The 24057-nt window shown below is 65.3% G+C and carries 28 protein-coding genes; 25 read left to right on the forward strand and 3 right to left on the reverse strand.

Annotated features, from left to right (window positions below):
- Positions 1-67: 67 nt before the first annotated feature.
- From QE452_RS13610 to QE452_RS13670, 13 genes are all read left to right on the forward strand, one after another.
- Entirely contained in the window at positions 68-2614 is a 2547-nt protein-coding gene (locus QE452_RS13610; RefSeq protein ID WP_309730222.1) for a hypothetical protein, read from the forward strand.
- Between the two features lie 8 nt (positions 2615-2622).
- Positions 2623-3114 (forward strand): hypothetical protein, encoded by a 492-nt coding sequence (locus QE452_RS13615; protein WP_309730225.1) that lies wholly within the window; start codon positions 2623-2625, stop codon positions 3112-3114.
- Positions 3115-3125: 11 nt separating this feature from the next.
- Entirely contained in the window at positions 3126-3410 is a 285-nt protein-coding gene (locus QE452_RS13620) for a hypothetical protein (protein ID WP_309730227.1), read from the forward strand.
- 64 nt (positions 3411-3474) lie between these two features.
- Positions 3475-4056 (forward strand): phage baseplate assembly protein V, encoded by a 582-nt coding sequence (locus QE452_RS13625; RefSeq protein WP_309730230.1) that lies wholly within the window; start codon positions 3475-3477, stop codon positions 4054-4056.
- Positions 4053-4217 carry a hypothetical protein gene (locus tag QE452_RS13630; protein ID WP_309730232.1) on the forward strand — a complete coding sequence of 55 codons (165 nt, stop codon included), beginning with the start codon at positions 4053-4055 and terminating at the stop codon, positions 4215-4217. The genes QE452_RS13625 and QE452_RS13630 overlap by 4 nt, the downstream gene beginning before the upstream one ends.
- On the forward strand, positions 4214-4576 hold the full coding sequence (locus QE452_RS13635; protein ID WP_309730234.1) for a GPW/gp25 family protein: 363 nt from the start codon (positions 4214-4216) through the stop codon (positions 4574-4576). Before QE452_RS13630 ends, QE452_RS13635 begins: the two co-directional genes overlap by 4 nt.
- Before the next feature lie 9 nt (positions 4577-4585).
- Positions 4586-5740, forward strand: coding sequence for a phage tail sheath subtilisin-like domain-containing protein (locus tag QE452_RS13640; protein ID WP_309730237.1), 1155 nt, complete (start codon positions 4586-4588; stop codon positions 5738-5740).
- Positions 5741-5776: 36 nt separating this feature from the next.
- Positions 5777-6283 (forward strand): phage major tail tube protein, encoded by a 507-nt coding sequence (locus tag QE452_RS13645; RefSeq protein WP_309730239.1) that lies wholly within the window; start codon positions 5777-5779, stop codon positions 6281-6283.
- 74 nt (positions 6284-6357) lie between these two features.
- The gene (locus QE452_RS13650; protein ID WP_309730242.1) at positions 6358-6702 is read left to right on the forward strand and encodes a phage tail assembly protein; all 345 of its coding nucleotides are present in this window, start codon (positions 6358-6360) and stop codon (positions 6700-6702) included.
- Positions 6703-6710: 8 nt separating this feature from the next.
- Positions 6711-6839, forward strand: coding sequence for a GpE family phage tail protein (locus tag QE452_RS13655; protein WP_309730245.1), 129 nt, complete (start codon positions 6711-6713; stop codon positions 6837-6839).
- A gap of 1 nt (position 6840) precedes the next feature.
- On the forward strand, positions 6841-9375 hold the full coding sequence (locus QE452_RS13660; protein ID WP_309730248.1) for a phage tail tape measure protein: 2535 nt from the start codon (positions 6841-6843) through the stop codon (positions 9373-9375).
- A 2-nt stretch (positions 9376-9377) separates the two neighbouring features.
- A complete protein-coding gene (locus QE452_RS13665; RefSeq protein WP_309730253.1) occupies positions 9378-9788 on the forward strand; it encodes a phage tail protein in 411 nt (136 codons plus the stop codon).
- Positions 9788-10828: a contractile injection system protein, VgrG/Pvc8 family gene (locus QE452_RS13670; RefSeq protein WP_309730257.1), complete on the forward strand. Its 1041-nt coding sequence runs from the start codon at positions 9788-9790 to the stop codon at positions 10826-10828. The genes QE452_RS13665 and QE452_RS13670 overlap by 1 nt, the downstream gene beginning before the upstream one ends.
- 82 nt (positions 10829-10910) lie before the next feature.
- Here QE452_RS13670 and QE452_RS13675 read toward each other — a convergent pair whose 3' ends face one another.
- Positions 10911-12131 (reverse strand): PIN domain-containing protein, encoded by a 1221-nt coding sequence (locus QE452_RS13675; protein ID WP_309730260.1) that lies wholly within the window; start codon positions 12129-12131, stop codon positions 10911-10913.
- 39 nt (positions 12132-12170) lie between these two features.
- On the reverse strand, positions 12171-12827 hold the full coding sequence (locus QE452_RS13680; protein ID WP_309730262.1) for a S24 family peptidase: 657 nt from the start codon (positions 12825-12827) through the stop codon (positions 12171-12173).
- A gap of 109 nt (positions 12828-12936) precedes the next feature.
- On the opposite strand from QE452_RS13680, the gene QE452_RS19100 reads away from it, so the two are divergent.
- The 11 genes from QE452_RS19100 to QE452_RS13725 all read left to right on the forward strand — a co-directional run bounded on the left by QE452_RS19100 (position 12937) and on the right by QE452_RS13725 (position 21392).
- A complete protein-coding gene (locus QE452_RS19100; RefSeq protein WP_405052803.1) occupies positions 12937-13227 on the forward strand; it encodes a transcriptional regulator in 291 nt (96 codons plus the stop codon).
- Positions 13224-13718 carry a hypothetical protein gene (locus QE452_RS13685; RefSeq protein WP_309730265.1) on the forward strand — a complete coding sequence of 165 codons (495 nt, stop codon included), beginning with the start codon at positions 13224-13226 and terminating at the stop codon, positions 13716-13718. Before QE452_RS19100 ends, QE452_RS13685 begins: the two co-directional genes overlap by 4 nt.
- Before the next feature lie 32 nt (positions 13719-13750).
- A complete protein-coding gene (locus tag QE452_RS13690; protein WP_309730268.1) occupies positions 13751-14053 on the forward strand; it encodes an ogr/Delta-like zinc finger family protein in 303 nt (100 codons plus the stop codon).
- Between the two features lie 103 nt (positions 14054-14156).
- Entirely contained in the window at positions 14157-16889 is a 2733-nt protein-coding gene (locus QE452_RS13695; RefSeq protein WP_309730270.1) for a toprim domain-containing protein, read from the forward strand.
- A gap of 12 nt (positions 16890-16901) precedes the next feature.
- A complete protein-coding gene (locus QE452_RS13700; RefSeq protein WP_309730274.1) occupies positions 16902-17429 on the forward strand; it encodes a hypothetical protein in 528 nt (175 codons plus the stop codon).
- Positions 17426-17794 (forward strand): DUF2312 domain-containing protein, encoded by a 369-nt coding sequence (locus QE452_RS13705; RefSeq protein WP_309730277.1) that lies wholly within the window; start codon positions 17426-17428, stop codon positions 17792-17794. The genes QE452_RS13700 and QE452_RS13705 overlap by 4 nt, the downstream gene beginning before the upstream one ends.
- Positions 17791-18318, forward strand: a complete 528-nt coding sequence (locus tag QE452_RS13710) for a hypothetical protein (protein WP_309730280.1) — start codon at positions 17791-17793, stop codon at positions 18316-18318. Before QE452_RS13705 ends, QE452_RS13710 begins: the two co-directional genes overlap by 4 nt.
- Positions 18315-18443, forward strand: a complete 129-nt coding sequence (locus tag QE452_RS13715) for a hypothetical protein (RefSeq protein WP_309659664.1) — start codon at positions 18315-18317, stop codon at positions 18441-18443. The genes QE452_RS13710 and QE452_RS13715 overlap by 4 nt, the downstream gene beginning before the upstream one ends.
- Positions 18427-18741: a helix-turn-helix domain-containing protein gene (locus QE452_RS19105; RefSeq protein WP_405052769.1), complete on the forward strand. Its 315-nt coding sequence runs from the start codon at positions 18427-18429 to the stop codon at positions 18739-18741. The genes QE452_RS13715 and QE452_RS19105 overlap by 17 nt, the downstream gene beginning before the upstream one ends.
- Positions 18633-19721 carry a site-specific integrase gene (locus QE452_RS13720; protein ID WP_309730282.1) on the forward strand — a complete coding sequence of 363 codons (1089 nt, stop codon included), beginning with the start codon at positions 18633-18635 and terminating at the stop codon, positions 19719-19721. The genes QE452_RS19105 and QE452_RS13720 overlap by 109 nt, the downstream gene beginning before the upstream one ends.
- A 432-nt stretch (positions 19722-20153) precedes the next feature.
- Complete coding sequence (locus tag QE452_RS13725) at positions 20154-21392, forward strand: GGDEF domain-containing protein (protein WP_309659659.1); 1239 nt, start codon at positions 20154-20156, stop codon at positions 21390-21392.
- 71 nt (positions 21393-21463) lie between these two features.
- Here the strand turns inward: QE452_RS13725 and QE452_RS13730 are convergent, their stop codons facing one another.
- Entirely contained in the window at positions 21464-23026 is a 1563-nt protein-coding gene (locus QE452_RS13730) for an alpha-L-arabinofuranosidase C-terminal domain-containing protein (RefSeq protein WP_309730286.1), read from the reverse strand.
- A gap of 264 nt (positions 23027-23290) precedes the next feature.
- Here QE452_RS13730 and QE452_RS13735 point away from each other — a divergent pair, with 264 nt between their 5' ends.
- Positions 23291-24040, forward strand: a complete 750-nt coding sequence (locus QE452_RS13735) for a FadR/GntR family transcriptional regulator (RefSeq protein ID WP_125993414.1) — start codon at positions 23291-23293, stop codon at positions 24038-24040.
- The last annotated feature ends 17 nt before the right edge of the window (positions 24041-24057 follow it).

Below are 24057 nucleotides of genomic sequence, written 5' to 3' on the forward strand. Positions count from 1 at the left end.
CGCCGTCCGCGTCGCCGCTGTCGGGGTTTCGCCCACCGCGACCGTGCCGGCCGCCACCGCGACCACCTTGCCCGGCGAGATCAAGCGCATTGCGACCATCTCGGGCGCGCAAACGGCCGCCGATACCATCCACCTGACGGTGCAGGACGAAAGTGCGGCGGTCTATGCCGTCCGATCCTTTGGCCTCTACCTGGACGATGGCACGCTCTTCGCGATCTATGGTCAGGCCGATGTGATCGTGGAGAAGTCCGCCCAGGCGCTGCTGCTGCTCGCGATCGATGTGACGCTCCAGGACATCGCCGCGACCAGCATCACCTTCGGCAATGCCAACTTCCTGCTGCCCGCCGCGACGACGGAGCGCCAGGGCCTGGTCGAGCTGGCCACCGCCGATGAAGGCCGCGCTGGCACCGACACGACGCGCGCGGTGACGCCGGCCGTCGCCAAGGCGTCGGTCCAGGCATGGCTGGGCTATACGCCCGCCAATAGAGCCGGCGACACCTTCACGGGCCCGGTCGCGATCCGCACCCCGAATCAGAACCTGGGCTTTTCCGTCGCTTCTTCCGTCCAAGGCTATGCCTTCATGCAGCTGGGCGACGCGGGCGAGACGTTCCGCAACTGGCATTTCGGCTCGCAGGGCGACGGCAGCTTCGCGCTCTACCAGGGCACCTGGGGAACGGGCAGCTTGCGCCTGTTGGTCACCTCGACCTCGATCGCGTACAACGGCAACCCAGTCTGGCACGCTGGCAATGACGGTGCCGGCAGCGGCCTGGACGCCGATCTCCTCGATGGTTTCCAGGCGGCACAGTTCATGCGCCGCGACGTCGCCGGCAGTGTTGGAACGGACGTCTATTACGACTTCGGCAACAGTCAGTATGGCCGCTCGCTGCGCGTTGGCGGTCCGGCGAATACGGGTGCGGCGGTTGGCCAGATCACCGTGACAACCGGCAACATACATATCGACTCCGCCAACAGCTCTGCAATTTTCCTCAATTATTTTGCGGGCGATGGCGTCAATTTCGGCAACGGCCAGCAAGGCTTCAATGCGCGGATCACCCGCGAAGGCGGCTTCGTAGGGACGTCGCTTTCCGCCCCGACGATCGTGCGCGGCGGCATGTCCGTTTGGGGTCCGGACAATGATGGCGCAGGGTCGGGCTTGGACGCCGATCTGGTGCGGGGCCGCTCTATTCCGCAGGACCTGTGGTTGTCGCAAAGCGTCGCCCAGATCAGCACTATCGATCCGGACAGCCTCCCGGTTGGTGGCTCGGCGTACAGCCGGCACACAAATTTGCCGGTGCCCGGCACCCTTCATTATGTGGCGGCGCTGGCGGGTGGCGACGTCTCTGATCGTGGATTGCTGATCGCCTCGCCCTATTCGAGCGGCGAGCTGTACATCCGCAGTCGGCCCGCCGGCTGGACCAAGCTTTGGTCGCCCTCGAATGATGGCGCGGGTAGCGGCCTGGACGCCGACTTGCTCGATGGGCGACAGGGGAGCGAGTTCGCACTGAAGAGCGGCGATGCCTTCACCGGGCAGGTCACGATGCGGTCGCCCGCCTTTGGCCTCCGCGTCGCAGAAGCCGGCTCCGGCTACGGCTTTATCCAGCTTGGCGAAGCCACAGGTGCGAACGTCAGCCGAAATTGGCATTTCGGCTCGCTCGGGGACGGTGCCTTTGGCCTGTACCAAGGCGAGTGGGGGTCTGGCACCGAGCGGCTGCGGGTTACCAGCGCTGGCATCAACTTCAACGGTGGCCCCGTCTGGCACGCCGGCAATGATGGCGCTGGCAGCGGTCTGGACGCCGATATGCTCGACGGCCTTCAGGCGGCGCAGTTCATGCGGCGCGACGTTGCGGGCAGCGTCGGAACGGACGTCTATTACGACTTCGGCAATAGCACGAACGGCCGCTCGCTGCGGGTCGGCGGCATTGCGAATACGGGTGCGCCGGTCGGGCAAATCGCCGTGACCAATGGCAACATCCATATCGATCCATTGACCGGGTTCGCGCTCTTCCTCAATTTCTACGCGGGCGAGGGCATTAATTTCGGCAATGGCAAGCAAGGGATTGTCGCGCAGCTCTCCCGCGACGGCGGCTTTGCTGCGGCCTCGCTATCTGCCCCATCGATCGTTCGGGGCGGCCTGTCGGTTTGGGGACCGGACAATGATGGCGCGGGGTCGGGCCTGGATTCAGACATGGTCGACGGCTGGCAGGCCGATGACCTACGGCGCTGGGGCAATCTGCTCGACCGGCCGGGTAGCTTTCCGCCCTCGGCGCATGGGCATAGCGCATCTGATATCGCCGGTGCCTTCGCCAATGCGTCGCTCGCCGCCAACGGCTACCAGGTGCTGCCAAACGGCTTGATCCTGCAATGGGTCACCGGCCCCTATCAGTCGCCGGGCGTGGAGGCGGCGGTCTTCGTGGGATGGCCGATCGCCTTCCCCAATGCCTGTTTCCAGGCCTTCCCCTCGACCCAGATCCAGTCGGCCACCGATCGCGGCGATAGCTGGTTCCAGCTGGTCGGCGATCCCGCGACCGACGGCTGCACCGTCATGCGTCAGCGCTCGGGCAACCCGAACGACTCGGCCGCCACCGCGCCCAAGATCTTCGCCATCGGCCGATAGGACCCCCCATGTCGATCCATTACAGCCCCGCCCGCGACACCTTCTTCGACGCGAGCCTGCACCCCGATTTCCCGGCCGATGCCGTCAAGGTCAGTGCCGACGATCATGCAACGCTGCTCCAGGCGCGCACCGCCGGCATGACCATCACCATGAAGCGCGGCCGGCCGGTCGCGGTGCAGCCGATCGTCCCGGTCGAGCAGCGCCGCGCCGTCGCCGTCCAGGGCGTGAAGGCCGAGGCCGGCCGCCGCATCCTCGCCACCGCGTCGCTGATCCAGCAGGCCAATGACAATGCCGCTATTGCCATGGCCGCGCTGGCGTCCAGCACTGGCGTGGACGGCGATCCGGCCGCGAATGCCATCGCCAATGCCGCCATCGATCGGCGCCAGCGGATCGACGCCATCCGCGCCGCCTCGAATCTGATCGAGGCGACGATCGCCACCCTGTCCGCGCGCAGCCTCGCCGCGCTCGACGTCACCGCCGACCACCACTGGCCCGCCTGAAAGGAAGCCCCATGCAGACCGATATCGGCCCCTACGATCCCGCAACCCGCCAAGTCCCCGTCTCCTTCACGGTCGGCGAGCTGGTCCACAAGCGCGCCGTCAACGCGTGCCTGAAGAACGGCGAATATGACCCGGCCGCGACCGCCGATCGCGTTGCCCAGGTGGCGCGCGGCGTCGCGGTGAAGATGGATTTGGGCGTCATCACCGAACAGCCCGAATCCGAAGCGCTGCCGGCAGCGGCCGAGGTGCCGGCCGAGCCGGTCGAAACGGCCGACACCACGGCTCCGGCCGAATAGGCAAAAGGTGTGGCGAGCCGCGCCACACCTTTACCCCCCGCGACGGGTAGCCCCGATCCCCGTCATGGTCGCTTCCATTATGGACGCGGTCGACCCCAACAAGCTGATCGGTGACGTCCTGCGCCTGGGCACCGTCGAGACGGTTGATCTGGCGCAGGCGACCTGCACCGTGCGCGTCGGCGACATGGTGACCGGCGACATCCCCTGGATCTCGCCCCGCGCCGGAGCCTTCCGGATCTGGTGCCCGCCCTCGATCGGCGAACAGGTGCTGCTGATCTCGCCCGAAGCCGACATGCTCGCCGCGCTGGCGCTGGGCGGCCTCTTCTCCGACGCGCACCCCGCGCCCGCCGCCATCGCCAGCCTGCACGTCGAATGCGACGACGGCGCGATCCTCTCCTACGATCCCGCCGCCCATGCGCTGAAGGTGACGCTGCCGGCCGGTGGCACCGCCCAGGTCGACGCGCCCGCCGGTCTGACCATCAACGGTCCCGTCACCATCAATGGGCCGGTCGCGGTCAACGACGATCTGCGCGCCACCGGCACCGTGACCGGCGACGGCGACGTGGTGGGTGGCGGCAAGTCGCTGAAGGGCCACAAGCATCTCGGCGTCCAGACGGGCGGCGGTATATCCGGAGCGCCGCAATGATCGGCCCGGACACGCTGGTGCAGGCGGCAGCGATCATCGTCGCCGCCCTGATCATCGCCGATCGCGGCGACCCGCCCACGCGGCCCGGCTATCAGCCGTCGTCAGGGCATTTGCCGCCGCCCCCGCGCCCCACGTCCATCCCGCCGAGGCCGAAGCGATGATCGGCATGTCCGTCACCACCGGCCGCCGCCTAGAGGGCCTGGAGCATTTGCGCCAGTCGGTCCGCGACATCCTGACCACCCCGATCGGCACGCGCATCGCGCGCCGCGACTATGGATCGCATCTTCCCGACCTGATCGACCAGCCGATGAACGCGCTCGGCCAGATGCGCCTGAAGGCCGCCACCGCGCTGGCGCTCATGCGCTGGGAACCGCGCCTGCGCCTGACCAGCGTCACCATCCAGCAGGCTGGCTCCGCCGGCTCCTACGCCCTGGTCCTGGACGGCATCCGCCTGGACGTCCCCGCCGCGACCGCCGCCACCCGCCTTTCCCTGCCGTTCGGCAGCCTCACCGCTCGATAGGAGCCAATCATGCACGGCATTACGATCACCGAAACCAACGAGACCACCCGTAGCCTGATCACCGTCGCCACCGGCGTTATCGGCATGGTGGTGACCGCGCCTGACGCCGATGCGGCGGTCTTCCCGCTCGATCGGCCGGCCCTGATCGTCGACATCGATGCCGCGATCGGCGCGGCCGGCACCACCGGCACGCTGTCGCGGTCCCTGCGCGCCATCGCCGACCAGGTCCGCTGCCCGGTCGTCGTCGTCCGCGTCGCGCCCGGCGCGGACGCCAATGCCACCAACGCGGCCGTCATCGGCACCACCACCAACGGCCTGAAGACCGGGATGCAGGCGCTGCTGGCGGCCGAGGGCCAGGTCGGCGTCCGCCCGCGCATCCTCGGCGCGCCGGGCCTCGACACGCTGCCGGTCCGCGCCGCGCTCCAGGTGATCGCGCAGCGCTTACGCGCCATGGTCTATGCCAAGGCGATCGGCGACGACACCGCCAGCGCCATCGCCGATCGCGCCAATGCGTCGGGTCGCGAGCTGATGCTGCTCTGGCCCAACTTCCTCGCCTTCGACAGCAAGGCCGCCACCAACGTCACCGGCTTCGCGGTCGCCTATGCGCTGGGCCTTCGCGCCAAGATCGACCAGGAGGAAGGCTGGCACCGCACGTTGTCCAACGTGCCCGTCAACGGCGTGATCGGCCTGACCCGCGACGTCGGCTTCGACGTCCAGGACCCCTATTGCGAAGCCAATCTGCTCAACGACAAGCAGATCACGGCGCTGATCCGCACGGGCGAGGGCTTCCGCTTCTGGGGGTCGCGCACCTGCTCGACCGAACCGCTGTTCGCCTTCGAAAGCGCCACCCGCGCCGCCCAGGTCATCCAGGACACGATCGCGGGCGGCATGATGTGGGCGATCGACAAGCCGCTGCGCCCCAGCCTGGTCAAGGACATCGTGGAGACGATCAACGGCAAGCTGCGCGAGCTGGTCGCGGCCGGTCAGTTGATCGGCGGTCGCGCGTGGTTCGACGCTGCCAAGAACACGCCGACGACGCTCCAGGCCGGCAAAGTCGTGATCGACTATGACTACACGCCGGTCCCGCCGCTCGAAAACCTGCTGCTCAACCAGCGGATAACCGGAGAATATTTCCAGGATTTCGCGGCCGCCGTCGCCGCTTGATCCCAACCCATAACTTTCTGACCAGGAGTTGATCCCATGGCGCTACCGCGCAAGCTCAAGATGATGGACGTGTTCAACGAGGGCACGTCGTGGCTGGGGCTGGTGGCCTCCGTCACCCTGCCCAAGATCAGCATGAAGACCGAGGACTGGCGTGGTGCCGGAATGATCGGTGAGGTGACCATCGATATGGGCCTCGAAAAGCTTGAGCTGGAGACGACCTGCGGCGGGCCGATGCGCGACGCGATCCTTCAGCTGGGCACCCCCGGCGTCGCCGGCACCTTCCGCCGCTTCGCCGGTGCCTATCAGGACGACTCAACCGGCCAGGTCTCGGCCGTCGACATCACCATGCGCGGCCGTCCGGTCGAGATCGATCGCGGCGAACAGAAGGTCGGCGAGGGCGGCGAATTCAAGGATAAGTGGGCGCTCACCTATTACCGCGAGGAATGGGACGGCCGCGAGCTGCTGGAGATCGACTTCCTCGCCGGCATCTACCGCGTCGGTGGTGTCGATCGCTACGCCGAACTGCGCGCCGCCATCCAGTAACCCGGCCGGGGCGGCCTGCGCCGCCCCGCACCCCCGGCGGCACGGCCGCCGCACCGTTCCCGAAAGATCGAGACATGACCGACCAGATCCCTGCCAGCCAGACCAGCAATCCTTCCTTGCGCGTGATCACTCTCGACGGCCCCGTCATGCTCGGCGACCGCACCCTGATCGAGGCCGGCCAGGAAGTCACCATCCGCAAGCCCGGCTCGGGTGAATTGCGCGGCCTGTCGCTCGCCTCGCTCAACCAGCTCGACGTCCTGTCGCTGGAAATCCTGCTGCCCCGCATCACCTCGCCGCAGATCCTGAAGGGCGCGAGCATGGATGTTGCCGACCTGATGCAGTTCGGTGGCGAGGTGATGGATTTTTTGTTGCCGAGTGCTGCCAAGGCGGCGATCCGGTCGGCGTTCCCGACCGAGTAGAAGCGGTGATGGCGGACATCGCCACCGTCTTTGGATGGGGGCCGGCCGCCATGGACCCGATGGGCGTGGTCGAGCTGATGGGCTGGCACGCCATGGCGATCGAGCGCGCCAAGGCCCGCGCCGGCATCAAGGACTGACATGGACCGCAATCTCCGCATCCGGATGCTGCTGGAAGCTGGCGACCGCTTCAGCCGCCCTTTGCGCGATCTTACCACCGGGGCGGGCCGGGCGGGCCAGGCACTGGCGCAGACGCGCGAGCGGCTGAAAGGCCTGGAGCGGGCGCAGTCTGATATCGCCGGCTTCCGCCAATTGAAGATGGGCCTGCGCTCGACTGAAGGCGAGCTGCAGGCCGCCCGCCAGCGCGTGACCGAACTCGGCCGCGCCATGGGCCAGACCAGCAATCCCACGCGCGCCATGGCCCGCGACTTCGCACGCGCGCGAACCGAGGCGCAGCGGCTGGAGCGCCAGCACCAGGCCGAGGCGCGCCAGTTGAACGAGCTGCGCGAGCGCCTGCGCGCGGCCGGCATGTCGACCACGGATCTGGCGCGCCACGAACGCGAGCTGCGCCAGCAAATGGCCGGAGCCAATCGCGAGATCGAGGAGCAATCCCGGCGGATGCAGCAGCTCGCTGATCGCGAGCGGCGCATGAACGCCGGCCGCCAGCGCTTCCAGCGGATGCAGGGCGTCGCCACCGGCATGGCCGCCAGTGGCGCGGCTGCGATCGGCACCGGCATGGTCATGGCCGCGCCGCAGATCGCTGCGGTAAAGCAGGCGCAGGAGTTCGAATCGGTGATGACCGATATCGGGCAGAAGGCGGACCTGTCGCGCCAGGCATCCGCCCAGCTCGGCCGCCAGCTCCTGATCGCGTCCCGCGCCGCCAACCAAATGCCCGCCGACCTTCAGGCCGGCGTCGACGCGCTCGCCGGCCTCGGCGCGAAGGTGCCCGACGCGGTCGCGATGATGACGCCGATCGGCCGCGCGGCGACCGCCTACAAGGCCGAGATCGCCGACCTGTCCTCCGCCGCCTTCTCGGCCACGGACAGCCTGAAGGTGCCCGTGGCTCAGACCAGCAAGATCATCGACATCATGGCGACCGCCGGCAAGGCGGGCGCTTTCGAGATCAAGGACATGGCGCAATATTTTCCGGCGCTTTCCGCTGCCTATCAGGGCCTGGGCCAGACCGGCACGGCCGCCGTCGCGGATCTCGCCGCCGGCCTCCAGATCGTGCGCAAGGGAGCCGGCGACAGCGCCACCGCCGGCACCAACCTGTCCAACATCCTCCAGAAGATCGCCTCGCCCGCCACCAACAAGGCCTTCGAGAAGATGGGCGTCAACCTGCCTGAAGCGCTGAAGAAAGCGTATAAGGAGGGCAAGACGCCGCTGGAGGCCATTGCCGAGCTGACCAACAAGACGCTGAAGGGCGACCTGTCGAAGCTCGGCTATCTGTTTGAGGATGCCCAGGTCCAGCAGGGACTGCGCCCGCTGATCCAGAACATGGAGGAATATCGCCGCATCCGCGCCGAGGCGGCCGGCGCCAGCGGCACCACCGACCGCGACTTCGCCGAGCGCATGAACGATTCGGCCGAGCAGACCAAGAAGCTGAAGGTCAACGCCACGACGCTGGCGATCACGCTGGGCTCGCAGCTGCTGCCGGCGGTCAACAATATCGTCACCAAGGCCAATAGCTTCGCCACCTGGATCGGCGACGTCGCAAAGCGCCACCCCGCCCTGACCCGCGCGGTGATGATGGGCGCGGCCGCCTTCACCGCCCTGTTCTTCGTCCTGGGGGGCGGCGCGATCGTTATCGCCGGCCTAATTGCACCCTTCTCCGCGCTGGCCTTCGCGTCGGGCGCGCTCGGCATAGGGTTGCTCCCCGTCATCGGTATTGCGCTCGCCGTCGTCGCCGGGATCGTCGCGGTCGGCGCGGCGGCCTATTACCTCTACAATAATTGGGGCCGGATCTGGGGGGCGATCAAGGCCGAGACGGGCGGCAGTCTTGCCGGCATCGGGGCCTTGCTGCTCAACTGGTCGCCGCTGGGGCTGGCATGGCGCGGGGCCGCCGCGCTGCTCAATCTGATGGGCGTCACGGTCCCGGCGCGGCTATCCGAGGCCGGCAAGATGATGATCCTTGGCCTGTGGAACGGTTTCAAGTCCGGCGTCGGGCGCTTCATCGGCTATGTGACGGGCGTTGCTCACAATGTCGCCGGGGCCTTCAAGGCGGCCATGGGCATCCACTCGCCCAGCCGTGTCTTCATGGGCTTCGGCGGCTACATGATGCAGGGTCTCGACCAGGGCATTGCCGCCGGGGCCAAAGGTCCGGTGCGCCGCATCGGCGACGTCTCCGGCCGGTTGACCGACGCCCTGGACGTGACGCCGGGTAGTCCGCTGCGCATCGAGCAATCCTCGGGCGTGCTGACCAAGGCGCTGTCGATCGGCGCGACCCTGGGCATCGGCACCGTGCCCGCCATGGCCGCACCTGCACCGCTGCCCGCCAGCGCCGCACGCGCGCCGATCAGTGTCGTGGTTCACGTCAACAGCGTGCCTGGGCAAAGCCCGCAGGATCTCGGCGACACCATCGCCCGCGCCGTCGCCGACGCGCTCGATCGCCGTGACCAGGTCACCGATCGCGCCACGCGATCGTCGCTCGCCGACACCCCAGACTACGGATACTGACCATGTCGCTGATGGCCCTTGGCCTGTTCGTCTTCGAACTGCCCACTCTGACCCCGGCCGAGCTGTCCAGGCGAAGCGATTGGCGGCACGCTCGCACCGGGCGCGTCGGCACCAGCGACGCGCACCAGTACACCGGCCCCGGAGAAGACACGATCAGCCTGACCGGCGTCGCCATGGCGGAGCTGCAAGCTGGCGAGGCCTCGCTCGACCAGCTGCGCGACATGGCCGCGAGCGGTGATTGCTGGTCGCTCACCGACGGCACCGGCAAGGTCTACGGGGCCTGGGTCATCACTGGCATCCAGGAGAAGAAGTCCGCCTTCTTCCCGGATGGCAAGGCGCGCAAGATCGACTTCACCATTGATCTGCTCGCCGTCGACGCCGCCCCGCGCCAGTCGCCGGCCGGGCGCGCCTGATGACCTTCGTCAACGCCATCCCGGACTATCAGGTGACGGTCGACGGCGTGGACATCACGCCCCGGCTGAAGGGCAAGGTGCAACCGCCAAGCGGTGGCCGGCCGCGCCCGCGCCTGGTCGCGCTCACCCTGACCGACAAGCGCGAGGGCCAAGCGGACGAGCTGACGCTACAGATCGATGATAGCGACGGTGCGGCCCCGCTGCCGAAGATCGGTGCGGCCGTCACCGTGTCGCTGGGATGGCTCCAGGGCAGCGACGTCACCCCCGGCCTGGTCGATAAGGGCCGCTTCATCATTGACGAGGTGGCGCATGACGGCGCGCCCGACGTCATCAGCGTCACCGCGCGATCGGCCGACTTCACCGGCGCGGCGACCATCCGGCGCGAGCGGAGCTGGGCGAAGTCGACGCTGGGCGCGATCGTCAGCGACGTCGCCAAGGCGCATGGCTGGAAACCCCGCTGCGCGGCCCGCCTCGCCGGCATCGCTATCACCGCCAAGGCGCAGAGCCGGGAAAGCGACCTGGCCTTCCTGCGCCGCCTGGGGCGCGAGCATGACGCGGTGGCAACGATCAAGGCCGGCGTGCTGATCATGTCGCCGATCGGCGCGGGCGAGACGGCAACCGGTCGCTCGCTGCCGGCGGTGACCCTAACCAGGCGCGTGGGCGACAAGCATGGCTACCGCGTCGCCAAGCGCGACGATGCCCCCGGCGTCACCGCCGTCTGGCACGATCGCGGCAAGGCGAAGCGACATGAGGTGACCGCCGGCACTGCGGACGGAGCGAAGAAGCTGGCGCGGGTCTATACCAGCGAGGCCGAGGCGAAGCGCGCGGCCGAGGCGGAACGCAAGCGCGCCGCGCGCCAGGCGGCGACGCTCGATCTGACGCTCGCCCTCGGCCGCGCGGATCTCTACCCGGAACAACGCGTGATCGCGTCCAGCTTCAAAGCGGAGATCGACGCGACCACATGGCTGATCGCCGAGGCGACGCACGAGCTGGGCGAGCAGGGCTATTTCACGCGTATAAAGCTAGAAAGTGCTAATTGATCAATAGGTGCTTTTATAGTATTTATCTACAGTAAATCATAAGGCCTAAGATGGACGTTATGCTCAAATACTTCTTAAATCTCTAGTCATCGCTAGATAGAAACTTTTTTCGCGCTTCGCCAACCTGATGGAGGTAGCTACTCCACAAGTCCCCTTCAGATTCGCGCCTCAATTCTAAAATTTCTTGGTTGAGCTTTCTTATTTCAGAATGAAGCACTGAATTTGTCATGGATAGCAACCTTTTAGCCTCTAACCATTCTTCGCTATTCTCCTGGTAGTCATCAATGTTGTGTTGATTAATACTTTCCATCTCTTTAACGAGATCTGACCTTCTAGCTATCAGGTATTTAACTTTATCACTATCTAGCTTACTTCGAATTACCCTATCATTGAAGTTTGATATTGGATTTAGTTTTGCTGAATTTGCGCGCTTATCTTCGGCGTCTTTAATATCGGTAATTACATTTTTATCTACAGGCGCATTGCTGCGTTCACCACTTATCGATACAAATTGATCTGTTCGATAGACTAGAACGCGCTTTCCCGTGACAGCGATTCCTTCCCGGATAAGGGCACTTAGCGGCTGATACTCTCTATCTATTTCTAACATCCAGTCTTCTTTTATTTCCGATGTTACAAATACAAGAGGAACTCCAAGCTCTTTTGACCTTTGCAGAGCTAAATGCCAAATTATAAAGTCGCTATAAACATCTGGTGATTTTTTCGTTTTTTCATCCGCAAAACCCGGCGGCACCTTACTTGCATAACGTATCTTTGCTTCAGCAAATAACTGGGAAGACTCTTGCTCTGAAAGCTCGCCCCCTACGCAGTCATTAAAAACTTTTAATATCCTGCTTAATAATGGATCGTTTTCGGTTAAAAGATGCCTAATAGAATCTTCTTTTCTCAACCGCTCTGAAAACGACTTTCGAGCCTTCTCAATTTCTCTAAACAATTCGTCAACTGCGCTCTTTGCTCGCCTGTACTTATTCTTTAGCTCATCACCTTTAGATTTATTGCTTTGCAATAACTTGTCAAATTCTTGAATGCAGTGATTTGTGCTGTGCCGTTCGGCCGCAATAACCGTCTTCCTGTTCTTCAAAAACTCATCAGCAATGATGTTTGGTAGCCATTTTTTTGACTTCCAGCGCTCCAACGCAGCAATAATTTCCTCAGCTGATTCTGCGGGAGATCTATAAATATCAAGCAGTACGTTTGTATCTACAACCAGTACGCCATTGCTCCATGCATCATCAACTTCTTCTTTTGATGCCGAAAAGTGCCAAGGAAATAAATCTTTCATAACACTCTTTCAAAGAGAGAAAGTATTGCAGAGCTAACGTCAAGTTCGTCGCCCTATAAAAACCACACGACCTACCAGGTGAACCTCGTCAACGTGCACCTCTTCGTCGCTGACGCGGTCGTTGTCGGATTGGATGACGACGGTGGAGCCCCGTAGGCGGAGACGTTTAATCATGCCCATTTCGCCGACTGCTAACGCCCAGATGGCGTCTTGTTCGTCCAGCTTGCGGCGGGAGCGGTCGATGATGACCATATCTCGGTCACGGATGGTTGGGTCCATAGAGTCCCCGCGCCCTCGGGCCATCGTCAGCATGGACGGCGGCGAGGACGTGATCGATTCTACCCACGCGCGTGGAAAGTACTGCATCCGCACTGCCACGTGAGCCCCGGTGAAGGCCCCTCCAAGACCGAATTCTTGATCAATTTCGTCTATTGAAACGAGATCAAATCGTTCGATGACATCGTCATCGTTTCCGGGACGGACGGCCTGCTCGGTCGGATCGTCCACGATGCCAACCAAGTAATCGACGGTTGTAGTTAGCTCGCGAGCGATTTGTGGGAGGAAGCGAGAGGTGCTTGATCCGCCAGAAATCAGCTTGCCAATTGCTTGCTGAGAAATCCCAACCGTTCTCGCGAGTTGGGTTTGGGATACGCCCTTAGCTTTCATTCGCTCCGCTAGGCGTTCAGCATTGATCATCCTAGGAGCCTACAACCACGGTTGATGAACGAAAGGTAATTTTGGTAGTGACATCCACCAACCTTGGTTGTAGATGGTTGGCATGGCCACTCTCTCCCCTCTCGAAGCGATGCAGGATGCAATTCGAATAGCCGGATCGCAGTCGGCGTTCGCCCGGCTATGCGGCGTCTCGCAAACCGCAGTTTGGAAATGGGTGCAGAAAGGCGGCCCGATTCCTGCAAAATTCGTTCTGCTGGTCGAGCGCAAGACTGGGGTATCCCGTCATCTGCTTGAACCCAACATCTACCCTACGGAACCGTCGTCCTCTCCCTGTGGCGGCGCTATCCCTTCCGTAGGCCCTAGCGGCTCGATCGTCCCGTGCGATCGAGCCGCCTTTTCGCACCGCAACGGTGATGCATGACCAAGCCACGCATCCCACACAGCTGGGCTGATGCCGCGACCCGTGTCGCCGGCCGCCTGGGCCACGATGCCGCTGCCATTGTCGTTGGTCGCAGCGTCCGCCTGATCGGGCGTTGGACCACCCCCGGCGACAATCGCCTGCCCAGCCTGGACCAGGCATTGGCGCTGGACGCCGCCTACCTCGCCGATGGTGGCGAGGAAGCCCCCTTCCTGGCGGCCTATGCCGCACAGCTCGATATTGTGGTGGCGCAAGCCACCGCCTGCCACCAGAGCCTGATCGAAGACGCCGCCCATGCGGCGCGCGAAACGGGCGATGCCGTGGCCTCCGCTCTTGCCGTGGCTCGCCCCGGCGCATCCCCGCGCGACGTGCATCGCGCCGTGGTCGAGGCGCAGGAAATGGAGTCGGCCGCCGGACGTCTGTTGCGCCGGCTGATCAGCTTCCTTCCGCCGGGCGCGGGGCCAGGTGCGGGGAAGACCGGGGGTTCCCAATGACAAAGGTTTCCAGACAAACACGTTCGCCGGCCATGCTCTGTCCGCATTGTGCCAATCGCACCTCGATCCGCAGCTCCTGGATGCTATCGACGCTCCTGCGGCAGGTCCGCTACCGGTGCGAGAACGACGAGTGCGGCTGCATCTTCCTCGCCCATGTCGAGGTCGTGCGGATCATCGTGCCGAGCGCCACGCCGCATCCCGACGTGAATCTGCCCGATCGGTATGTCGCGACCAACGCCACGCCGCTGCCGGCGAATGACGTGAACCCGATCCCGGCCAATGACGACGGAGACGACGCGGCGATCGCCGTGCCCCTCGATCCCATGACGCCCTGACCCGCGCGGGTCCGCCCGCGCGCCCGCTGCCCCTAATCCGAACCACCCGGCGCGCCCCCGCTGCCGGGAACGCCCTCCGCTTGCCTGAAAGACCGCCCCGCCCGTGCAGCCCGATATTCTCCGCCAGGTCATCTCCCAGCTGAAGCGCGACTATGGCTTCAAGGAGAAGGGCCGCTTCCTCCAGGAAGGCAAATGCCCGGCCTGTGACAAGCGCGAGTTGTTCACCTGGGCGGACAAGCCCTATGTCCTGCGCTGCGGCCGGGAGAACCGCTGTGGCGAGACGTTCGCCGTCAAGCCGCTTTACCCCGAGATCTTTGACGACTGGTCGAAGCGCCACAAGGCGACGCCAGAAAACCCCCATGCGGCGGCTGACGCCTATCTAAGCCATGCGCGCGGCTTCGATCTCATGGGCTTGCGCGGCTGCTACACGCAGGAAAGCTACCACGACCGCGATTTGAATATCAGCACCGCGACCGTCCGTTTCCCCCTGCCCGGTGCGCCCGGCAGCTATTGGGAGCGGCTGATCGACCAGCCGGCGCGCTTTGGGAAGAAGAAGGCGCGCTTCAGCTATGGCTCGAAATATCAGGGCCTGTGGTGGACCATGCCGGCGCACAGCGCCGAGGTGCTGGCGGACGCGACCGAAATCTGGATCGCAGAAGGCATTTTCGACGCCGTCGCCCTCAACCAGGCCGCCGCCTTCCGGGAGCGCGGCGCGGTCGCCGTCAGCACCCTGTCGTGCAACAACTATCCGGACCAGGCGCTCGACGCTGTTCGGCTGGCGGCGGCCGCCAAGGGCAAGTCCGCGCCTCGGCTGATCTTCGCCTATGACGTCGGCAAGGCCGGCGTCCGCTACACCCGCGAGTTCGTGAAGAAGGCCCGCGACGCCGGTTTCTTCTGCGGCGCGGCCCAGGTCCGCCCCGATGGCGAGGGCGACAAGCACGACTGGAACGACCTGGGCCAGGCTGACCAGCTCACCGCCGACCACCTCGCCACCTATCTGTGGAATGGCGATGTTACGATCGCCGCCAGCGCCACCGAGAAGGCGATGCTGATCTACAAGAAGGAGCGCTACGCCTCCTTCCCGATCACCTTCGCCGGCAAGCAGCTCTGGGCCAGCTTCTCGATCGAGCGGATCAACCAGATCCAGACCGCATGGCTGGAAAGCGAGGATCCGGAACACGCCCACATCAAGGACATGTCGGCCCAGGCGCGCTGGGATTTGGCGGCCGAGGAAGCGGTGGATATCGAGGAGCTGGCGAACTGCACGTTCCGCACCCTCTATTTCCAACGCGATCCCGCGATCGAGGAAGGGGCCTATTACCTTCGCATCGACTTCCCGAAGGGGCGGCAGAGCGTAAAGGCGACCTTCAGCGGCTCGGCCTGCTCGACCAATGGCGAGTTCAAGAAGCGCCTCGCCTCGATCGCGCCCGGTGCGCAGTGGACCGGCAACCAGTTTCAGATCGACCGGCTGATGCAGCTGCAATGGACCGCGATCCGCATGGTCGAGGCGATCCAGCACACCGGCTATTCGATCGAGCATGGCGCGTGGATCTTCGGCGACCGCGCCGTCCACAAGGGCCGCGTCCACGAACCCAACGAGGAAGATTTCTTCGTCCTCGGCAAGCAGAACGTGAAGCTTCGCACCACCGAACGCATCCTCCGCATCGCCTACGACCCGGACAAGCTCAACCTGTCATGGGTGCCGCCCCTCTTCACCGCCTATGGACCCAAGGGCATCATCACCCTCGCCTTCTGGGTGTTGAGCTTCTTCGCCGATCACATTCGCCGCGAACAGGACAGCCTGGCCTTTCTGGAGATGACCGGCCTGCCCGGCACCGGCAAGACGACGCTGCTGGAGTTCCTTTGGAAGCTCGCCGGCCGCGCCAATTATGAGGGCTTCGACCCGACCAAGGCGACCAATGCCGGCATCGCCCGAACCCTGGGCCAGGTCGGCAACTTGCCCGTCGTGCTGATCGAGGGCGACCGCAACCAGGACACGCCGCACGGCCGCCGCTTCGAATGGGACGAGCTGAAGACCGCCTATAATGGCCGCGCGGTCCGCACCCGCGCCATCGCCAATGGCGGCATGGAAACCTTCGAGCCGCCTTTTCGCGGCGCGATCGTCATCGCCCAGAATGACACGGTCGATGCCAGCCCGGCGCTCCGCGAGCGCATCATGGCGATCCACTTCGACAAGAGCCGCTTCTCGCCTGCCGGCAAGGCGGCCGGCGAGCAGCTGGCCCGTATCGATGTCGAGGATGTCTCCGGCTTTATCGTCCATATCGTCCGGCGCGAAGACGAGATCCTGACGGCCTATCGCGAGGCGTTTCGCCGGCACGACGCAGCGATGAACAAGCATCCCGGCATCCGCAACGGCCGCTTGGCGAAGAACCACGCCCAACTCGCCGCCATGCTCGATGCCATGCGGTGCGTCGTCACCAATCTGCCGGACGAGGTGGTCGACCAAGCGCATCGCTTCATCCTGACCATGCTGGAGGAACGCCAGCGCGCGGTCGAAAGCGATCACCCGCATGTCGAGCTGTTCTGGGAGCGGTTCGATTATATCCGGTCGATCGAGGGCGACAATCCGGACAAGCCGATCGACCATAGCCGCAACGGCGAAGTCCACGCGATCAACCTGGTTCATTTCGAGCAGCGGTGCGCGGATCTGCGCCTGTCGCTGCCCTGCACCATCATCGAACTGAAGCGCCTGCTGAAGACCAGCAAGCGCCGGAAATTCGACGCGGCCTCCAAGCCCATCAACAGCCGGACCGGGAAGACCGTGTCCTGCTGGGTCTTCCGCAATCCCGATCACCTGCAACCCCCTGCTTACTGAGGAGCCACCATCATGCACGTCTGCACCATCCCGGCCCGCCAGTCCGGCAAGTCCCACGCCGGCAGCCTTGCCGAGGCGCTGAAGCCCGGCACCTATCTGGCGCTCCGGCGCCAGGCGGCCGGCTATTCGATCGACGCCTTCGCCCGCGCCCTCTTGCTGGTCGCCGACCATTATGCGCCGGCACGGCCGGCCATCCATGGCCGGGTGCCGGCGGCCCGGCCGACGCTGGACGAAAGCCGCGCCCGCTTCCGCAAGATGCGCGACACGGTCACGCTGCTCGAATCACCGAACGGCAGGACGAACGACGCCGATCTGCTCTGGGCGATCGCCAGCCTCTTCCCCTTCGACCGCGTCGTCTATCACCAGCTTGCCACCGCCCCGGCCGATCGCCACCCGCGCGTCTGTCGCGGATGCGGGTGCAGCGACCATGACGCCTGTGTCGATACGCAGGATCATGTCTGCTCGCTCCTGACGCCGGACCTTTGCAGCCATTGCGTCACCGGCTCGCTGGCGACCGTTGCGGGGGTCGAGGCGGCATGAACGCGCTGACCATGCGGACGGTGCGTGGGGCGGGCGGCCTGACCCGCCATGTCCCCAGCTTCGCCGTCGCCGCCCCCGCCAAGCGCGGCCGCAAGGCCCGCATCGTACCCGACCCGATCAAGACGAATGGGGAAGCGGCGGCCGAGGAAATGCGCCTTCTGATCGAGCGGATCGAGCGCATGGATGAGGAGATCCGGAATGCGCAGGACGATCGCAAAGACGTCCTCGCCGAGGCTAGAGGCCGGGGATACGACACCAAAGCGATGCTCGATATCATCGCGCGTCGCCGCAAATCGCGCGAGGATGTCGCCGAGCGCGATGCGATGCTGGAGACGTATCTCCAGGCGCTGGGGATGCTCGCATGACGCCGCCCCGCTGGTTTAGCGACCACCACCTGCTGGCGTCGGTCGCCCGCCATCTCCACGCGCAGCGCGCCGCCTATTACCCGCGCCTGGTCGTGGAGGGCCGCCTGTCCCGGGCGAAGGCGCTCGATGGCCTCCGCATCATGCGAACGATCGCGAGAAGCTGGCGCGCCATTGCCGAGCTGCGCCCCGAACCTGTCGGCGCGAAAGATCCCGACCAGGGCGGCGCATGGCCGTTCGAGCGTGTCCAGCACCTGACCGTGGTGGCGCGCCACGCTCGCGCCCAAGCTGATGCGGCCGAGGGCAACGTCCAGGCCGCTGATCTGGCGGATGCGATCGAGACGTTGCTGTGGTGGGAGACGGCGCGCCCGTCCGCCCGGTGGCTGGTCGACACCACCCTCGCCGGCCGCCACCAGGCCAATGCCTGCCCGCTCGCCACGGCCGATCGCGCCGCCCTTGCCCGCCGGATAGAGCAGCGCCGCCTCGCCGATGCCCGCAAAACCCGCCCCCTTGGAGTCGCCGCATGACCAATGCCACGACCGCGCGCCGTAACCGGCGCATCAAGGCCGCCCTGCTGATCGCCGCGGCGATCGTCGCCTTTCCCGTCACGATCATGATCCTGATCCGAGCCTGCAATGAAGCCCGCCGGTAATCTGTCGACCGTGACCAACCTCCTCACTCCTGACCAGGCGGCCGCCCGCCTGGACGTCAGCACTAAGACCTTGCGCCGACTCCGGCAGGAGGGTCACATTCGCTACGTCGCGATCACCGATCGCAAGATTCGTTACCGGCCGGATGATTGTGACGAATTCGTCGCGAGCCGCGCCCGCAAGGCCCCTGGATGTCCGTCTACAAGCCGAAAAACTCGCCGTATTTCCACTTCGACTTCGTCTGGAAAGGTCGTCGGTTTCACGGCTCGACCGGGGCAAAGACCAAGCGAGAGGCACTGAGGGCAGAAGAGGCCGAGCGCGCGAAGGCCCGCAACGGCGGTGCCGCGCGGCCACCGATCACGCTGGATGAGGCTTGCGGACTGTATCAGGACCGGGTCGAGGATCTGCCGAGCTGGTCGACGGCGCGCTACATGCTGGCGGCGCTGATCGACGGGCTGGGCGCTGCGGCGCTCCTATCCGAGATCACGCAGCGCCAGCTGCTCCACTATTTCTCCGGCCGGCGGAACGGCCGGACAAACGGCTCCGTCAATCGCGAGATCGAGGTTTGCCGCGCCATGTGGCGTTGGGCGGGCAAGGCCCGCTATGACGTCGGCGAGATGCCCGATTGGGGGGCATTGCTCCTGAAGGTGCCGAGCAAAGCGCCGCGCGAGTTGAGCACCACCGAAGAGACGGCTTTGTTCGGCGAGATCCGCGCCGACCTGTACGCCTTTTGTGAATTCGCCCTGAAGACCGGGTGGCGCAAGAGCGAGGTCATCGGCCTGCGCTGGTCCGACGTCGATTTGGGCGCGCGCACCGCCGGCACGAAGATCAAGGGCGGCGACGTCGTCCGCCGGCCGCTTACACAGGACATGCTGGTCATCATCGCCAACCAGCCCAAGGTCGGCCCGTTCATCTTCACCTATGCCGCCGCGCGCACGAAGCCTGCCTTCACGGACAAGCTCGGCCGCAAGCAGCCGGCGCGCAAGAAGGGCGAGCGTTACCCGATGACCGAAACGGTGATTCGGCGTCCCTGGAAGGCGGCGCTGGAGGCCGCCGGCGTCGAGAACTTCCGCTTCCATGATCTGCGCCACACACGCGGCACCCGCATCCTGCGCGCGACCGGCAACCTTGCTGCGGCGAAGGAGGCCCTGAAGCATCGGTCGATCAAGACAACCCTGCGCTACGCCCATGCGACGGACAACGACGTCCGTAACGCGCTCGATGCATCCGACTCCCGAACTATTCCCGAAGTCCCGAACAGCAAGGCCGCGAAACCCTAGGATTTCTGCGGCTTTCGGGCATGTACACGCAAATCGTGTAAACGAGATGCTCTACCAACTGAGCTAAGCGCCCCCGCTCGGGGAAACCGCCGAATAGCGTGGTTTTCGCCGGCTGCAAGACCTGTCGTCCGTGGCGCGGCCTCTGCGTCCGTATCCGTGTCCGCCTGGACAGGATATCGGAACCGATTCCTATAATGGGTGGTACGTGCGCGGCAGCCGGTGATCCGTTGCCAGGCCATCGGGTCAATTACCTCGAAAATGGACGGGAAAAATCCTTGGCGCTTCTATGATATAGGATACAGCTTTTACTGGGATCACTATTGTCGCAGGCGACGTCGCGAACGCGTCCAGCCTGACGGGTGATTGCGTCGTCTCCTCCGTGCTAGGTCTCCCATGCTGCTGACGCTCATGCCCACGGTCGTCGATCCGCCCATGATCACCGACGCCCTCCGCCGGATCGAGGCCGAGGGACTGTGGGACGAGGTCAACGGCCGCTGCACGGGCACCATCCGCAAGTCCCCCCTGTCCCCCGCCCTGGCGCGGATCGTCCGGATGGTGACCTGGCCGGAAAATCGCCGGATCGCGCTCGGCTGGTTCCGCAACGTGACGGCCATCCTGTGGCTGACCATGCCCTTCGACTATATCGTCGCGCCCCAGGCGCTGACGGCGATCGTCCTGGGACACGGCCTGTTGTCGACCAGCACCTATCTGCTCGCCCGACGGGCGTGGCAGGATATCGGGCATGAGCGGTGGCAGGGCCTGACGACCTGCCTGTTCACCTTCGTCGTCATGCTGTCGGCGATCTACACCGGATCGGAACTGGGCGGACAGGATTTCGAGCGGCTGCTGAACATCGGCTTCTTCGGCCTGGCGGTGGGGCTGACGCTGCTGCCGCTCAGCCTGTGGTGGACGATCTGGACCGCAGCCGTGCTCAGCCTGGCGTTCCTGGCAAGCCAATATGTCAATCCGGCCATCGCCGATGCGAACGGGCTGCTCTACACCCTCTATTTCAGCTTCCTGAGCATCGCCCTGATCTACACGCGGATGCATATGATCCGACGGCAGGTCCGCACCACGCTGGCGCGGCTGAGCGAGGCCCGGCATCGCCACATGCTGGTGCAGGCCTATGACCGGCTGCGCATCATGGCGACCACCGACCCGCTCACCGGCCTCTGCAACCGGCAGGCGATGGCCGATGCCTTCGCCCGCCTGACCGGCGAGATGGCGGCGGACGCGCCGCTGTCGGTCGCGATGATCGACATCGACGATTTCAAGCGGCTGAACGACAGCCTGGGCCATGCGGCCGGCGACCAGGCGCTGCGGACGATGGGCACATTGTTGCAGGATCTGGCTGCCGCGCATCGGGCGGTCTGCGGCCGGATCGGTGGTGAGGAGTTCCTGATCCTCCTGCCCCACACCGATCAGGCCGGAGCCCGCCAGTGCGTCGCGACGCTGATGCAGGCGCTGGCCGACCGCCCCATCCCCAATCCCGAATCGCGGATCGCCCCGCAGGTCACGGTGAGTGCCGGCATCGTCTCGACGACCATAGGCGAAGGCCATGGACTGGAGGCGCTGATGCGCGGGGCGGATCAGGCGCTCTATGCCGCCAAGCGGGCGGGGCGGAACCGGATCAGGGCGGCGGACCTGCCGCCATCGTCCATCCTGGTCTGATACCGGCCGCCACGCGGGGCGGCCGATACCCAATGCCGGAGGAAGCGGCGCCCGCTCCCTCCGGTCCATCCTCAACGGATGTCGAGCATCACCACCGACTTGGGCGGCAGGGTCACGGTCAGGCGACCATCGGCCAGGGTCGCACCGGTGAAGGCCACCGGGACGACCGCATTGGGCGCGTCGAACGTGTTGTGCGCATCCATCGTCGGCGCGGTCACGATGCGGCCGGTCACGCCCGAGCCCGTCACGCCGGTCAGCGCGACCGTCACCGTCGCCGGCTGGTTCGGATCGACATTGGTCAGGCCCATATGCACCACGCCGTCGGTGCCGCGCACCGCGCTGGCGCTGACCGCCTTCAGCGTCCACTCATTCTTGTTGTACCAGCGCGATTGCACGTCGACCGGCAGCACGACGCCGTCCTGATAATCCTTGTACAGGTCGAACACCCAATAGGTCGGCGTCTTCACCATGCGGTTGCCGTCGGTCAGCATCATCGCCTGGAGCACGTTGATCATCTGCGCGATATTGGCGCCGCGCAGGCGATCGGTGTGGCGGGCGAAGATGTCGAAGTTCAGGCTGGTGACCAGCGCGTCGCGCAGCGAGTTCTGCTGGTAGAGGAAGCCCGGATGGCTGCCCGGCTCCTGATCGTACCAGGTGCCCCATTCGTCGACCAGCATCGCCACGCGCTTCTTGGGGTCGTATTTGTCCATCACCGCGGCATGGCGGCTGACCAGTTCCTCCATCTTCACCGTCTTGGCGAGCGTCCGCGCCCAACCATCCTCGTCGAAGCCGGTCGCCGCGCCCTTATGCTCCCAATTGCCGGGGACGGTGTAGTAATGGACGCCGATGCCGTCGAACTGCGCGCTGGCGTCGCGCATCATCACCTCGGTCCAGTTATAGTCCTCGGAATTGGCGCCGCTGGCGATTCGCATCACCTTCTGCCCCTCGGGCATCTTGATGAAGGTGGAATAGCGGCGGGTCACGTCGGCCGCATATTCGGGGCGCATATTGCCGCCGCAGCCCCACAGCTCGTTGCCGATGCCGAACATCGACAGCTTCCACGGGGCCTTGCGACCGTTCGCCGCGCGCTCCTTGGCCAGGCTCGATCCGGTCGGCGAGGTCATATACTCGACCCATTCCGCCAGTTCATAGGGCGGCGCGCTGCCGATATTGCCGGACACATAGGGTTCGGCGCCGACCAGCTCCGAGTAATTCATGAACTCGTTGGTGCCGAAGCTGTTGTCCTCGGTCACGCCACCCCAGTTGGTGTTGATCTTGATCTTGCGCTTCGCCTGCGGGCCGACGCCCTCCCGCCAGTGATATTCGTCGGCGAAGCAGCCGCCCGGCCAGCGGATCACCGGTGTGCGGATCGCCTTCAGCGCATCGATCACGTCGCGGCGATAGCCGTCGACATTGGGGATCTTGCTCCCCTTGCCGACCCAGATACCGCCATAGATGCCGGTGCCCAAATGCTCGGCGAACTGGCCGAACAGCCTTCGATCGAACTTGGGCGCGGGCGTGTCGCCGTGCACCGTCACCACATTCTCGCCCGCCGGGGCGGCCGTGGGCGCCTGCGCGACTGCCGGTGCGGCCAGCACGAGCGCCAGCGCACTGAAGATCATTGGCTTCATCATATCTCCGTCGCGCGGGGGGCCCGCGCCTGTTCGGGGGTGGTGCCGATGTCGGCGGATATCCGGGACGGGGCGGACGATGCCGCTGGAACGATCAGGCCTGTCGCGTGCCGACGCATGAAAATCCCTCTCCCTTTCCGACTCTTGTCAGACAAGCTATCGGCAAGGTCAAGCGTGTTGACCCGCGATCGGGCCCGGATCCGAACGGCCTGCTTGCGAAAGGGTACGGACTGGGCCTAGGTTTCGGCGAAATCAGAGGATGAATGGATGGCGGCCGGCAAGCGGGCACAACCCGCGCATATCTCGCTTGCACGGCAGATCGGCGTGGCGATCGTAACCGGCACCCATGTGCCGGGCAGCATCCTGCCCGGCGAGATCGAACTGGCCGAACGTCTGGGTGTCTCGCGCAGCGTCATCCGGGAATCGCTGCGGATGCTGGCGGCGAAGGGACTGGTCGAGAGCAAGCCCAAGGCGGGCACGCGGGTGCGCGAGCGCGCCGACTGGAATCTGCTCGACCCCGAACTGCTCGGCTGGATGCTGGAGGGCGCGCCGCCCGTGCCCTTCGTGCGCAGCCTGTTCCAGTTGCGCATGATCGTCGAGCCGGCAGCGGCGGAACTCGCCGCGCTGGGGCGCACCGCGCGCCAGCTCGCCCGGCTGGGCCATGCGTTGCAGGAAATGGAGCGGCACGGCCTCGGCACCGATGCCGGTCGCGAGGCGGACCGCACCTTCCACGCCGTGATCCTGGAGGCGACGGGTAACGAGCTGCTGGTCAGCCTGTCCGCCAGCATCGCGGCGGCGGTCCACTGGACGACCTTCTTCAAATATCGCAGCGCCCGGCCGCCGCGCGATCCGATCCCGCAGCATCAGGCGCTGTTCGAGGCGATCGCGCAAGGCGACCCCGCCGCCGCGCGCCTCGCCACCGCGGAACTGGTCGAACAGGCGCGGATCGATACCGAGGCCTCGATCGAGGAGGGGCATTCGACGCTGCCGGCGGCGAAGCGGGACAGCCAGAGATGAACCAATCCGTATCACCC

The sequence above is a fragment of the Sphingomonas sp. SORGH_AS_0438 genome (assembly GCF_031453475.1).
Taxonomy (GTDB): Bacteria; Pseudomonadota; Alphaproteobacteria; order Sphingomonadales; family Sphingomonadaceae; genus Sphingomonas.